Source organism: Helicobacter pylori (assembly GCF_014496485.1).
GTDB classification, from domain to species: domain Bacteria; phylum Campylobacterota; class Campylobacteria; order Campylobacterales; family Helicobacteraceae; genus Helicobacter; species Helicobacter pylori_DD.
Genome location: NZ_JACTAX010000018.1, coordinates 1 through 15,472 on the forward strand (window position 1 = coordinate 1; position 15,472 = coordinate 15,472).

5 protein-coding genes and 2 pseudogenes are annotated in these 15,472 nt (G+C 39.6%); 4 read left to right on the forward strand and 3 right to left on the reverse strand.

Annotated features, from left to right (window positions below):
* Nucleotides 1-228: 228 nt before the first annotated feature.
* Together IC572_RS07485 and gap are read right to left on the reverse strand one after the other, a co-directional pair.
* Nucleotides 229-7,806, reverse strand: coding sequence for a vacuolating cytotoxin domain-containing protein (locus IC572_RS07485; protein ID WP_187855732.1), 7,578 nt, complete (start codon nt 7,804-7,806; stop codon nt 229-231).
* An 80-nt stretch (nt 7,807-7,886) separates the two neighbouring features.
* A complete protein-coding gene (gene gap / locus IC572_RS07490) occupies nt 7,887-8,885 on the reverse strand; it encodes a type I glyceraldehyde-3-phosphate dehydrogenase (RefSeq protein WP_187855734.1) in 999 nt (332 codons plus the stop codon).
* 144 nt (nt 8,886-9,029) lie between these two features.
* Here gap and IC572_RS07495 point away from each other — a divergent pair, with 144 nt between their 5' ends.
* The 4 genes and pseudogenes from IC572_RS07495 to IC572_RS07510 all read left to right on the forward strand — a co-directional run.
* Nucleotides 9,030-9,722, forward strand: a complete 693-nt coding sequence (locus IC572_RS07495) for a Bax inhibitor-1/YccA family protein (protein ID WP_187855736.1) — start codon at nt 9,030-9,032, stop codon at nt 9,720-9,722.
* A gap of 96 nt (nt 9,723-9,818) precedes the next feature.
* A complete protein-coding gene (gene carB, locus IC572_RS07500; RefSeq protein ID WP_187855738.1) occupies nt 9,819-13,076 on the forward strand; it encodes a carbamoyl-phosphate synthase large subunit in 3,258 nt (1,085 codons plus the stop codon).
* Nucleotides 13,077-13,080: 4 nt separating this feature from the next.
* A complete protein-coding gene (locus IC572_RS07505) occupies nt 13,081-13,512 on the forward strand; it encodes a Sua5 YciO YrdC YwlC family protein (RefSeq protein ID WP_187855740.1) in 432 nt (143 codons plus the stop codon).
* Between the two features lie 259 nt (nt 13,513-13,771).
* Nucleotides 13,772-15,344: pseudogene (locus tag IC572_RS07510) on the forward strand (TonB-dependent receptor domain-containing protein); the annotation flags it as partial.
* A 58-nt stretch (nt 15,345-15,402) separates the two neighbouring features.
* Here the strand turns inward: IC572_RS07510 and IC572_RS08035 are convergent.
* A pseudogene (locus IC572_RS08035) lies at nt 15,403-15,472 on the reverse strand (RNA-guided endonuclease InsQ/TnpB family protein); the annotation flags it as partial.

Here is a 15,472-nt window from a genome sequence, read left to right on the forward strand (position 1 = left end):
GTTTTGAGCGTTAGAAATCGTTTGGATGCGTTCTTGATTTAAAAAGGGGTTATTATGCTCAACAGCATGACTAATGGAATATTCAAACCCCACGCTCGCATACGCCCCATTTTCTTCAGCGATACAACAAGATAAAAATAATAAAGGTAAAGGAAATAAGGTTTTTTGAAATTGCATGGTTGATCCTGCTATGAATTGGGCTTGTTAAAAATAAGTTTAATGATACCATTAAAAAGCATAGCGTATACCAATATTTCCAGTAATATTAATATCTTTATAATCAAGTCCAAACCTAGCCCCTATGCCGGCATTCACATAAAAGGTTTTGAATAACCTTATCTCCCCGCCTGTGATAATGCTAGCAAAAGTGTTGTATCTGCCACCATCTCTATAGCTTAGGGTGTTATTACCAATAAAACGCACCATTTTATCCCCCATAGAATTAATGAATAAATCTCTGCCCACATCCGCAATCACAAAATAATAAGAGTTTTTATTGAAGTAGTGCCGACTTTCTAGGGCAAAATTGATCGTTAGAACGGATTTTTTATTAGGGTCAGCATTGGCTCTGAATTGATTATAAATAGGATCATCCATAATACCCCTTAAACCAGACAAACCAATGTAATAATAGGCTAAGCCTACTTGGGGTTTAAAAATAACGCTTTTATCTTTAAACATGAAGTCATAGCCATAATTGATTTTAGCGTCAGTCGTCCAAGTGTCGTATTTATAAGACTGATTGATGATTGAGAGTAGGGGGTCATAGGAGTTGATGAAAGTTTTATTGTATCCCCAAGTCTCATTCAAGCTCATGGTCAATTCGCTTCTTTTGATAAACGCTCGGCTATAAACACCCACATTGACATTGCTAGAGCCTGATTGCGTGATGTTTGCATGGAACCCACTATACCCATAAGCGGCATAACCCCCCACAATCACGCCCTTAATGAATCGGTCATACCCTATATTGATACCATATAAAGTTCCAGTGCCTCCACTAATGAAACTAGCCCCTCCAACTCCTGTCGCCCACACATTATTTTTAACTCTATTCCTTTGAGAGTATTTTAAAATCACATCCATAGCGTTAGGGATCGCATCAGCAAACCGCTTGTTTTTAAGGGCTTCTAAGCGTTCTAAGAAATCAGAACGGGCGAAAGTTGAAGTGTCAGAGAGCTTGGCTAAGCGACTCATTTGCTGCGTGTAGGTGTTGATCTGTAAAATATTAGTGGCGTCATTTTTAAAATTAGGGTTAGCGATGACTTCTAAAGTGTTAGCAATATCTCCAGCGATCGTGGTTAAATCTTTTGTGGAGTGGCTCTCTAAATAATAGGGAGCGAATAAAGGGCTTCCTTTAGTTTCAAAGATTTTATTGAGCCAATCAATCGCTTGATTTCCCCCAGCTTGATCGATGCTATCCACGCTTTGAACGCCCTGAATTTGAGCGATATATTGTTTTAAAGTGGGGGCTTGTAGGTTATTGATAGGATCATTAGAAACAGCGATTTTCACTTTATTATAAAGAATGGAAGTGTAAATGTATTGATTTTGAGAGTCCTTAAAGCCTACAACCAAACCGCCATCTTTAACGCTCACGGCTTGCCCGTTATAAGTTAAGCCGTTGTCAGTCATCACCATGTGCTTGCCATTAATATCAATGAGCGCATAAAGCTTAAGGTAATTATCCAGGCTGCTGCCTCCTGTGATTTGGTTGTTATACCCGTAATAAATGGCTTTAGCGCTATCAATCAGCGTGTAAGTGCCTGTTTTTTTTGAAGAAGCGTTGAATTGGATCAAAGGGTTATTATTAGCCATGATCGTCGCTGTGCCTTGAGTATTAATAATGGCATGACTAACTGAATGACTGAGGTTAAACACCAAATCGCCATAGCTATTAAAATTCCCCATGACATTCAAACCACTAGCGTTAGTGCTTAAAGTCGCTTGTTGGTTTAAGGTGAAATTACCATCAATATTAGCCGTAGAGTTAGAGGCGTTGTCAAAAGCGTTAGTGATCGTTAAATTATTGGCTTGCAAGGTTGCGTTTTCATTGAGATTGAGCGTGCCTATGACGCTATTATTTGTTACTTGAGACAAATCAATAGCCCCATTAGAGGTGATTGCACCTAAGAAAGTGAAGTTGTTAGCGCGCACGCTTAAAGATTCATTAGTGGGGGTTACGCTAGAGTTTGTAGAAGAGCTGTTTTTGGTTGTAGGGCAATTGGCTAAATTGACACAAATTTCCCCTTTTTGAACGCTCACGTTATTCAAGCCCGCATTAAGGCTTAAGCCATTAGTGGCGTTTAGGGTGGTGATATTGATATTAGAAACACCATTAGAAGCAAAAATCAATGCGCCCTGATACTTGCTAAAGTCAATCGTATTATCGCCATTAAAGATAATAGACTTGTTAGCGACAAAATTCAAACTGCCCCCTGTGGCGTTACTAAAAGAGCTGTTATTGACAAAAACATAGCCATTGCTTAAAAAGTTAAAATACCCTTTTTGCCAAAAATCATGCAAGCCTCTAGGCGATAAAAGAGCGCCTAAATCGTTTTCTTTGAGCGCGTTTTGTAAAGAGGGCGGCAACACGCTCCCTAAACCTTGATTATAAACGCCGCTCAACCCGCCTTGAGAAATAATATTATTGATGATATTATTCACTAAGCCTTGACTTTCTAGCTTTTCAACCACATCTTGTCCTAAAAATTCGTTCAACAAGTCGTTCGCTACCACACCAATGTCTTTTTGCAGGCTTGTAGGGGGATTAGTAATATCTTTTAAAACCACGCTTAAAATAGAGCTTAATTCAGAAGCGTCTATATACCCACCGATAAAATTCAAAAGCCCTTTATCATCTAGCATGCTTTTTAAAGACTGCTTAGCAAGGTAGTTTTCTATGATGGATGGGGTAACAAAATTGCCAAAAATGCTTAGTTTTTTACTGATAATGTTTTGGATTTCATTCATGACTCCGCTATTATTCAATAAATCATCTAAGTTATTTTGACCTATAAGCTGGCCTAAGGTTTCATCTTGCAAGCTAGCGGGTAATTCCTTACTCAAAGGGCTTAAAGCGTTTTCTATAAAGTTCCCTAAACCGCCGGCTTGCTTGATTTTTTCCATAGCCATTTGACTGAGAACATTCGCTAAATTCCCTTGATTAAAGATTTCATTAATCCCTTTTTGACCCAAAAGATTAAAGATATTGTCTGTGGCTTGAGCTTCTATGTTGGCTTTATTCAACACTAAGTTATTAGCGCTTTGAAAGGTTACATCCGCGCTCCCTCCGCTTTCAAAGGCGTTACCACTTCCAATTGTCCCGGTAATATAAATGCTTTTAGCTTTAAAATCAGCGTTAATGTAGCCTAAATAAGGGGAAGTTGAGCCTAATAATTGCCCCAAGTAAGTGTTTCTAAAAGAAGAACAAGTGGCGCTATCTAGCGCGCAAGGACTGCTATAGCCATTGCCCCCAAACCATATAGAGCTAGTAGAGTTTGTAACATTATCTTGGGTAGCGCCTATAATTAGATTCCCGTTATTAAAGGTTTGATTGATGTTGTCAGTCAAATGGTTGATGGTTTCTAGGAGCGCTTGCTTTTGCGTTTGGGTGATCTTAATCTTATCCAAGAGCTGCAACACTTCATTAATATTAGTGATATTGTCTAATTGGTTGGATTCAATCATTTCTTTTAAGGCAGCGGAATTTTGAGAAAGGATCCCTAAAAGTGTTTTTAAATTTTCACTAGAAAAACCCTTATTGTAGATATTCAAACTATTCAAAGGCTGGTTAAACGGGCTATAAGTGCCTGGGACTTGAGAAGTTTGAGAGCCTTTAGGGGTGAAAAGACCTTTAATGCTGCTTGTCAAGTAATAAGTGCCTGCTTGATTGTCGCTATAATCATAGCTATAGCCGGTAGGATTTTGCTTAGAAGCTTGGTAATTATAAAGCTCAGGAGCGATATTAAAAATAGTGTTAGAAGCCGAGTTAGGGTTATTTAAAACTTCTATGGTTAAATCCCCATTTTTAATGCTCTCTTGAATGATTTGAGAAGAATTGAGAGGGTTTATAAACGACCAAGTTTGAATGTTGTTATTATCGCTATAGGTAGCGTTTTGGATTTTCATGCCATAAAAAAGGATTTTTTCATAGCCATTAGCCCCACTAATGCCAGTAATCCCTTTTTGAGCGTTTAGGATGTTGTAGGTTACAGATTTTGTGATGTTGTCAAAAATATTGATGTCAGATAAATTAATATCCCCATTATTCCCTAAAACAAACTGCCCGCTAACGCTCATTAAAGCCTTAGTTAAAGAGGGCGCATAACCATTAAAATTCAACGCCCCATTAGCCGTAAGATTATTAAAATTCAATGAACTTGCGCTGTCAAAATTAAAGCTCGCTGTATCAATAGTCGTGTTGCCTCCAAAATCAGCCTGGCTTGCGCCTTGAAAATTGATATTAGCGTTTAAAGAGCTTGTGTTATTGGCTGATAAAACGCTATCGTCTAAATTGATAGTGGTGTTGCTTGAAAAACTAGCGTTAGAAGCGTTGAGCTTGCTACTAGCGTTAAGACTGAGTGTCCCGCCATTAAAAAAGAGGCTATTAAAGGTTGCTTGACTCCCATTATAAACATTGAGACTCGCTTGATTGTTAAAAGCGCTCGCACCATTCGCATTCAAAACGCTTTGATTGTCTAAACTTAAATTAGAATTATTATCAAGCGTTAAAGAATTTTTAAAAGCGGCTTGACTTTTATTGCCAAGCGTGATATTGGCGTTGTTTTGCAAGGTTGTATCGCCATTAAAGTTCAGCAAACTTTGAGAACTGAGCGTAAAATTCGTGTTGCCTAAAAGCTGTGTCGTAGCGTTAAAATTGCTTGTCCCCCTAGAATACAAGACATTGAAAACCGCTTGCGTGTTATTGAAAATAAGGCTATTAGCCTGCAAATTATAAACTGCCCCACCATTCAAACGAGAATTGATAAAGCTTAAAGAATTAGAAGCGTTAGCACTGATAGTGCTTGATCCTCCAGGGTTTGTAAAGCCGCTAAACGAAGCGTTAGAAAACGAAATATTTTTAGCGCTAAAACTGAATTTCCCCCAAGTCATATCGCTAAAACTGGAATCAGTCACGCTGATATTGTTTAGAGCGTCAAAAGCGGCATAGGAATGCTGACTGGCCCCCGTTTGAATCATTTTAGTAACGGTTTCAGCGTCATTGTAATTCAAGCCATCCATAGTGATATTATCGCTTGCTTTAAAGGTGATGTTCGCTCCCCCACCATCTGAATTTGAAACGCCTTCACCGGTTTTAAAATTATTGGTCAAGTAAATGTTAGCCGCATTAAAAGTTCCCGTGATATAGCCAAAGCCTCCATGCCCTATCCAAATCAACCCATTATCATTCACGCTCTCTGTGTTGTTCCCTATGATCAAAGTGCCATTTTGGATATTCACGCCAAAACTTCTTCCAAACAAATTGGCTGTATAAGTGCTAAGCGTGTTGGCGCTTTGACCGCTCTGTCCTGAAAGATTGGGATCGATATAATAAACGCCTTTGTTTGAGTAAGTTTGATTTTGGAGGTTATAGACCCCATTCCACACATTCGTTGTGGGTAAATTTTGAGTAGGGGGTGTGGGCGTTGGTGAAACCTTATTAGGGGGAGTGTTTTGCGCTGTGTGTTTTGTAGGAGTGGGTGTGGGGCTTGGTGTGGGGCTTACATGCTTAGCGTTAGCTATCGCTTGTTTCAATCCCTCTTGTTCAGCGTTAAAAGTCTTTTCTTCGTTTTGTAAGGTTTGTTCATCTTGTTGTTCTTGTTTTTGAGCTTGATTGAAAGCTTGTTCATTAAAGCCTGTGGTGGAGTTGGCTAATTGTTTGAGCTTGTCTAAATCTCCTTGTAACGCTTGTTCATCTTGAGCGATTTGTTGGTTGGTGTTTTCTAAATTCTGAGCGTCTTTAAGGATAGTAGGATTACTGCTTTTAGTGTAGTCTGTATCGCTATTTGCGATCTTATTATCACTAGTAGCGTTATTTAAAGCAGTTTGGGAGCTGGTTACATCCTCTTGATAGGTTTGTTGGGCTTGTTGTTGTTCTTGTTTTTGTTGTTGGGCCTGCGCTTGTTGTATCGCTTGCTTTAATCCCTCTTGCTCGTTACTAAAAGTCTTTTCTTCGTTTTGTAAGGTTTGTTCATCTTGTTGTTCTTGTTTTTGCGCAGTATTAAAGGCTTGTTCGTTAAAGCCTGTGGTGGAGTTGGCTAATTGTTTGATTTGAGCTAAATCTTTTTCTAACGCTTGTTCATCTTGAGCGATTTGTTGGTTAGTGTGTTCTAAATTCTTAGCGTCTTTAGCGATAGCGGTGTTTTTATTCTTGGTGTAGTCTGTATCGCTATTTGCGATCTTACTATCACTAGCAGCGTTATTTAAAGCACTTTGGGAGTTACTCAAGTCTTGTTGGTAGGTTTGTTGGGCTTGTTGTTGTAAATCGTCTCCTAAAAATTGGGTAATAATGGATTGGTTGTTAAAGGTTTCTTGTAAGGTTTCATCTTGCCCGTTAATGTCAAAGGTTACATCATAAGTGTTATTACCCACTCCAACATGGCTAATGGCTTTATCGCCCTTATAGTTGATTAGATCCCACAAATAGCTTTGATAAACCCCATACTGGATCGCCCCGTTTGTAGTGAGAATATCATAGGTTTGATCATTATTAAGGGTTTGATTGAGGTTAAAAACCGCACCAGAACCAAAAGACACACTGCCTTTAAGGCTGGCAAAAGGCGAACTTGAATTTAAAGTGTTAGCGCCTGAAAAACTCACCTTGCTGGTGTTAAAGCTATAAGTGCCTTGATTGAAAGTGTTATTATTAAAGCTTACGTTGTCATTAAAATCATAAGTCCCTTGATTGAAATTGTTGTTTTCAAAAGTGGATTGGGCGCTATTAAAGTGATAACTCCCTTGATTGAAAGCGCTATGATTAAAGCTTAAAGTGGTGCTATTACTAAAGTGATAAGTCCCTTGATTGAAGTTCGTTTGATTAAAGGAGATGGTGCTGTTATTACTATTACCGCTGAAACTAAAGCCCCCATTCGTGTCATCTTTAAAGCTAGAGCCACTGACCTTGATATTCGAGCCTTTAAAATTCATGTAAGATTTTTGTGTCCCTGCATCGCTGTTATCAAAACTCGCTTGATTGATAGTGAGGTTATTAGTTGCATTAAAATTGAGCGTGGCCCCACCGCCATCAGAATAGGAGTTTCCGGTTGTTAAATGGCTAGAATTAAAATTAATCGTTTGAGCGTCATAAGTTCCAGTGATATAGCCGACATCACCTCCATTAATACCTGTGCCTCCAAAGCGGATATTCCCCTCTATATCAAGCGTGCCGTTATTGAATTTTTGCGTGAAACTAGCCCCACCAGCGCTATAAGTGGTAAGGGTGTTCAAATAATAAGTCCCAGAGCCTTGAGTGCTACTAAAAAGACAATAAGAGTTGTGCGTGGGTGAATTAGAACCGCTTTCAATCTTGTCATGATAACCTGACCACCATGACCAATAACGGCATTCGCTAGCCCTTAGGTGGGATAACCCCCCTAACGCTCCTATCAATAAAACCGAAGCTTTTAAAAAAGATTTGCTTTTATTAAAGGGCTTTTTAATGGATTTTGTTTTTTTATGGAGTTTTAAGGGCTTTTCACGCTTTAAGATTTGATTCAATGTGAAAATTTTCTTTGAGATCTTACTCAATTTGAAAGATCCCTTTGAAATAAACTTAGAAATCAATCTGGCCTTTTTAAACGCCATTTAAAACTCCAATCGTTTTTATTAAATCCCACATTATACAATTTGATGTTAAACAAACTCAAAAAGATTCGCAAAATGACTTAATAATGATACATAAACTGCGCCATATCCACCAAACGATTAGAATACCCCCATTCATTATCATACCACCCCATGATTTTGACCATATTCTCTAGCGTGAAAGTCAAATCAGGCGCGATGATAACGCTATGCGGATTAGAAATGAAATCAGAACTCACCCTTTCTTTCAAATCTATCTCTAACACGCCTTTTAAAACCCCTTTGGAAGCTGTAATCAATAAATCGTTGATCGGATCTTTGAGAGCCTTTTTTTCTAAAAACAAACTCAAATCTATCATGGACACATCAAGGCTAGGCACCCTCACGCTATGTCCATGCATTTTATTTTTGAGATTGGGTAACACTTTATGCAAGGCTAGAGCGGCTTTAGTGGTGGTGGGGATAATGTTGCTTGCGGCTGCTCTTGAGCGCCGTTTATCCAAAGGGTGGGCCAAATCAATGAGTTTTTGATCGCTCGTGTAGCTATGAATGGTCGTTAGCATGCCCTCTTTAATATTAAAAGCTTTATCTAAAATCGCGCAAATGGGCGCGATAGCGTTAGTCGTGCAAGAGGCGTTAGAAACAATGGCTTGGTTTTGATAGAGAAAATGATTGACCCCATACACTAAAGTGGGGTATTGTTTTTCATCGTATTCGCCCATAAAAGGAGCGGACAACAAAACCTTTTTAGCCCCAAGCAAAAGGTAATTTTCTAGCGTTTTAGGCTCTAAAAACTTCCCTGAACACTCTAGGATAACATCCACGCCTTTCAAGTCTTTGATGCTATTAAAAACAGGGATTTCTAACGAGCCGATAATAAGCTTGTAATTAGAGTAACGCACCTCTTTAAAAAGCAGCCCATGCACGCTGTCATGCTCTAAAAGATAAGCGAGGATTTCCCAATTAGCAGGGTCATTGATGCCTATTACTTCTAGTTGAGGGTTTGTATCATTGCGCTCTAGAATCGCTCTTAAAACGCATCTCCCAATGCGGCCAAATCCATTGATAAAAATTTTCATCGTAACTATTATCCTATTTTCAGACTTCAATTTCAATTTTAGGGGGTTTTGTTTGGTATTTTACTACATTTTGTGCTATTATATTGGACCTAGCTGTAGGGTTAATTAAAATTATTTATTGAGTTGAAATTCAAGGAGTAAAACATGGCATTGTATGACAGAGCGAATTCTCATAACGCGTATGCAGAAAATTCTTTATTGCGTGAAAGCGAGCTGGTGGGTTTTGTTAAAACGACTTACAAGTTCTTTGCAGGCAGTTTGTTACTAGCGACTATTGGAGCGTTACTAGGTTTAATGAACTTTCAAGCCGTAGTGCAGTATAAATGGGTGTTTTTTATCGCTGAAATTGCGGCGTTTTTTGGTTTGATGTTTTCTAAATCCAAACCCGGGTTGAATCTATTCATGCTGTTTGCTTTCACTTCATTATCAGGGGTTACTCTAGTGCCTTTGTTGGGTATGGTGATTGCAAAAGCTGGTTTAGGAGCGGTTTGGCAAGCTTTAGGCATGACGACTATTGTTTTTGGTTTGATGAGCGTGTATGCCCTTAAAACTAAAAACGACTTAGCGAACATGGGTAAAATGCTCTTTATCGCTTTGATTGTGGTGGTGGTGTGTTCGCTCATTAACTTGTTTTTGGGTAGCCCCATGTTCCAGGTTGTCATTGCGGGAGCGAGCGCGATTTTATTCAGTCTTTACATCGCTTATGACACCCAAAACATCGTTAAAGGCATGTATGATAGCCCCATTGATGCGGCGGTGGACTTGTATTTAGACTTTTTGAATGTCTTTATTTCTATCTTGCAAATCATTGGTATTTTTTCAGACAGAGACAAATAGTTTGAAAAAATAGGGGGGGAAGCCACGCAAAAACCTAATAAAAAATATTTTAAAACTAATAACACTTCATTCTATATTCTTTTTTAAGGATTGGTTATGCCTAAACGCACCGATATTTCCAACATTCTACTGATAGGATCAGGCCCTATTGTGATCGGGCAAGCTTGCGAATTTGACTACTCAGGGACTCAAAGTTGTAAAACCTTAAAATCTTTAGGTTATAGAGTGATTTTAATCAATTCTAACCCAGCCACCGTGATGACTGACCCTGAATTTTCTCATCAAACTTATATCCAACCCATCACTGGAGAAAATATCGCCGCTATCATCAAAAAAGAAAAGATTGACGCTATTTTGCCCACAATGGGCGGGCAAACCGCTTTGAATGCGGTCATGCAAATGCACCAAAAGGGCATGTTAGAAGGCGTGGAGCTTTTAGGGGCTAAGATTGAAGCGATTAAAAAAGGCGAAGACAGGCAGGCTTTCAAAGAAGCGATGTTAAAAATCGGGATGGATTTGCCTAAAGGGCGTTACGCTTATAGCGAGTTAGAAGCCCTAGAAGCCATTAATGAAATTGGCTTTCCAGCCATTATTAGAGCGAGTTTCACGCTAGCTGGGGGAGGGAGTGGGGTCGCTTATAATATTGAAGAGTTTCAAGAATTGGCTAAAAACGCCCTAGACGCTTCGCCCATTAATGAAATTTTGATTGAAGAGTCCTTATTGGGGTGGAAAGAATACGAAATGGAGGTCATACGAGACAGCAAGGATAATTGCATCATTGTGTGTTGCATTGAAAACATTGATCCCATGGGTGTTCATACCGGCGATAGCATCACCATCGCTCCAAGCCTCACCTTAACCGATAAAGAATACCAACGCATGCGCGATGCGAGCTTTGCGATTTTGAGAGAAATTGGCGTGGATACGGGCGGGAGCAATGTGCAATTTGCGATCCATCCAGAGACTTTAAGAATGGTTGTGATTGAAATGAACCCACGAGTGAGCCGCAGCTCCGCATTAGCTTCAAAAGCGACCGGTTTTCCTATTGCAAAAGTGGCTACCATGCTTGCGGTGGGTTTTAGTTTAGATGAAATTAAAAACGATATTACCAACACCCCGGCGAGTTTTGAACCTAGTTTGGATTATATCGTGGTGAAAATCCCTCGCTTTGCGTTTGAAAAATTTGCCGGTGTTTCTAGCACTTTAGGGACTTCTATGAAAAGCATTGGCGAAGTGATGGCGATAGGGGGGAATTTCTTAGAAGCCTTACAAAAAGCGTTATGCTCTTTGGAAAACAATTGGCTAGGGTTTGAATCGTTAAGCAAAGATTTAGAAGCGATCAAAAAGGAAATCCGCCGGCCCAATCCCAAACGCTTGCTCTATATCGCTGATGCGTTCAGGCTCAGCGTTTCTGTAGATGAAGTGTTTGAATTATGCCAGATTGACAGGTGGTTTTTATCTCAAATCCAAAAGCTAGTCAAAGCAGAAGAGGGCATCAATTCTAGCGTTTTAACGGACGCCAAAAAATTGAGAGGGCTTAAAAATTTAGGCTTTAGCGATGCTAGGATTGCCGCTAAAATCAAAGAAAATGAAAATTTAGAGGTCAGCCCTTTTGAAGTGGAATTAGCTAGATCTAATTTACAAATCGCGCCCAATTTTGAAGAAGTGGACACTTGCGCAGCGGAGTTTTTATCGCTCACGCCTTATTTGTATTCCACCTATGCCCCTAATCCTTTGCCCCCTATTGAAAACAAACAAGAAAAGAAAGAAAAGAAAATCCTAATCATAGGCTCTGGGCCTAATCGCATCGGTCAAGGCATTGAATTTGATTATTGTTGCGTGCATGCGAGCTTTGCTTTAAAGGATTTGAACATTAAGAGCGTCATGCTCAATTGCAATCCAGAAACGGTTAGCACAGATTATGATACCAGTGATACGCTCTATTTTGAACCCATTCATTTTGAATGCGTGAAGAGCATCATTCAAAGGGAGCGCGTGGATGGCATTATCGTGCATTTTGGGGGACAAACCCCTTTAAAACTCGCTAAAGATCTAGCTAAAATGCAAGCCCCCATTATTGGCACGCCTTTTAAGGTGATTGATATTGCAGAAGACAGGGAAAAATTTTCCCTCTTTTTAAAAGAGCTTGACATCAAGCAGCCTGAAAACGGCATGGCTAAGAGCGTTGATGAAGCTTATAGCATCGCTAATGTGATTGGCTTCCCTATTATCGTGCGCCCTAGTTATGTGCTAGGCGGCCAACACATGCAAATTTTAGAAAATATTGAAGAACTGCGCCATTATTTAGAAAGCGTTACGCATGCTTTAGAGATTAGCCCTAAAAACCCGCTCCTCATTGACAAGTTTTTAGAAAAAGCGGTGGAATTAGATGTGGATGTTATTTGCGACAAAAAAGAGGTCTATATTGCTGGCATTTTACAGCATATTGAAGAGGCGGGTATCCATTCAGGCGATTCGGCATGCTTTATCCCTTCCACTCTAAGCCCTGAAATTTTAGACGAAATTGAGCGGGTGAGCGCGAAAATCGCTCTGCATTTGGGCGTAGTGGGGCTATTGAATATCCAATTTGCTGTTTATGAAAATTCGCTGTATTTGATTGAAGTCAATCCTAGAGCCAGCCGGACCGTGCCTTTTTTAAGCAAGGCTTTAGGCGTTCCTTTAGCGAAAGTGGCGACTAGGGTTATGGTGTTAGAAGATTTGAAAGAAGCCCTGAAGTTTTATGATAAAAAAAATATCGTAGAGTATTCTAATGGCGTTTATAAGCCTAAAATGCCCCATTTTGTGGCTTTAAAAGAAGCGGTTTTCCCTTTTAATAAACTTTATGGATCGGATTTGATTTTAGGGCCTGAGATGAAAAGCACCGGCGAAGTGATGGGGATTGCTAGATCTTTAGGGCTTGCATTTTTCAAGGCTCAAACGGCTTGCTTTAACCCCATTAAAAACAAGGGGCTTATTTTTGTCTCTATTAAAGATAAGGATAAAGAAGAAGCGTGCGTTTTAATGAAACGATTGGTTCAGTTAGGCTTTGAATTGTGCGCCACAGAAGGCACGCATAAAGCTTTGGAAAAAGCCGGGGTGAAGTCTTTAAAGGTGCTTAAAATCTCTGAAGGCCGCCCCAATATCATGGATTTGATGATGAATGGGGAAATCAGCATGGCTATCAACACCAGCGATCACAAATCTCAAGATGACGCCAAACTCATTCGCGCTTCTGTGCTTAAAAACCATGTGAGTTATTTCACGACTTTAAGCGCGATAGAAGTCTTACTTTTAGCGTTAGAAGAAAGCTCTCAAAAAGACGAGTTATTAGCCTTACAAGATTATTTGAAGTAGTTTGATGGCGTTAGTGTATCTCGTTCAAAGCGATACCACTATAGGACTGCTTTCTAAGGACAGCGAAAAGCTCAACGCCTTAAAAGGCCGCCCTAAAAACCAAAGTGTTTTAATAGAAAGCGCTGATTTTAGCACCCTAAAAAGCTTGGTGCGCGCGCCCAACGCGTTTAAAAACCTCATTAGAAGAAGCGCTAAAACCACTTTTATTTACCCTAACTCTAAGGCCGTTCGTGTGGTTAAAGGCAGGCATGGGGATTTTTTAAAGCGTTTTAAAACGCTCTATAGCACCTCAGCCAACCTCACCCAATGCGCTTATGATAAAGAAATCGCTTCCAATCTCGCAGATGTCATTGTGAGCGATGAAAGGGGTTTGTTTGAAAGTGGTAGTTCTAAAATATTCAAGCTTTATAAACATAAAAAAGTGAGAATAAGATAAAAAATATAAATAAAAAAGCTTGATTTTAATCAAGCGATAACCTCTTGAAAAAAGCGGTCTTCTTGGGTTAGGGGGTTTTTAAGGGGGTTAAGGGGGACATTATCGCAAAATGCCCCCCTATCCCCTTAAGGAAATGAATTTTTATATCATAAAATAAAGTAACCGAGAAAAATCTTTCTCTAAAAATAATACTTTTTTAGTTATAATAACAATCTTATTTTTCAAAAACAATAATTACTATATTTTTAGGATTTTAAGAATGAATGACAAGCGTTTTAGAAAGTATTGTAGTTTTTCTATTTTTTTGTCCTTATTAGGAACGTTTGAATTAGAGGCTAAAGAAGAAGAAAAAGAAGAAAAAAAGACAGAAAGGAAAAAAGAAAAGAGCGCCCAACACACTCTGGGTAAAGTTACCACTCAAGCGGCTAAAATCTTTAATTACAACAACCAGACAACCATTTCAAGTAAAGAATTAGAAAGAAGGCAAGCCAACCAAATCAGCGACATGTTTAGAAGAAACCCTAATATCAATGTGGGCGGTGGCGCGGTGATAGCGCAAAAAATTTATGTGCGCGGTATTGAAGACAGATTGGCTCGGGTTACGGTGGATGGCGCGGCGCAAATGGGTGCAAGCTATGGGCATCAAGGCAATACGATTATTGATCCTGGAATGCTCAAAAGCGTGGTGGTTACTAAGGGGGCGGCTCAAGCGAGCGCGGGGCCTATGGCTTTGATTGGTGCGATTAAAATGGAGACTAAAAGCGCTAGTGATTTTATCCCTAAGGGTAAAGACTACGCTATAAGTGGGGCTGCAACTTTTTTAACCAACTTTGGGGACAGGGAAACCATTATGGGCGCTTATCGTAACCATCATTTTGATGCGCTTTTGTATTACACGCACCAAAATATTTTTTACTATCGTGATGGGGATAATGCGATGAAAAATCTTTTTGACCCTAAAGCGGATAATTAAAGTTACAGCAAGCCCTAGCGAGCAAAACAATGTGATGGCTAAAATCAATGGTTATTTGAGCGAAAGAGATACCTTAACGCTCAGTTATAACATGACTAGAGATAACGCTAATCGCCCTTTAAGAGCGAATTTTACCGGCACTTTTTTACCCTATTCTTGCGGTGATTTTAACGCTTTCCCCAACGAACAAAACCCTGATGATTGTTTGTTTGAAAATGACGCCAGTTTGTTTAAAACTTATAGCGTCAATTTAGTGCATAACGTGAGTTTGAATTATGAAAGAGAAGGGGGGAGTCGTTTTGGCGATCCTAAATTAAAAATCAATGGCTATACGAGCATTAGGAATGTCCAAATTGATCCGCTTTTTAGACCTAACGATATAGCGACTATCATCCCTTTCACCCCAAACCCACAGCTCTCTCAAGGCGAAGAAAATCAATGCGTGGCGCAAGGGGGCATTTATGACGCTCTTAAACAAACTTGCTCCATCACTTTTAAAAGCCTTGGAGGGGGTTCTGTGGTGGCTAATAAAAATTTATTCATCATCAATTCCGGGTTTAATGCGAATGTGATCCACACTATAGACCATAAGAATGACAATCTTTTGGAATACGGGTTGAATTACCAAAACTTAACCACTTTTGATAAAGCGATCCCTAATAGCGAATTAGTCAAACCCGGCGATGCCCCTGATGCATGCTTAAGGGTTATGGGCCCTAATGATCCTAACATGAACGGGCGTTGCCAACGAAATGGCGCTACGGCGAATGTGGTTGGGGTGTATGCGCAAGCGAATTACACCTTGCACCCTATGGTAACTTTAGGGGCAGGGACTCGTTATGACGTTTATACTTTAGTGGGTGAAACCACCCCTTGCTAAAGCAAGGAGCTTCCTAACTAAAGCGCCCTAATGGACACTAACACGAAAGGCTTTGTTCTTTAAAGTCTGCATGGATATTTCCTACCCCAAAAAGACTTAACCCTTTG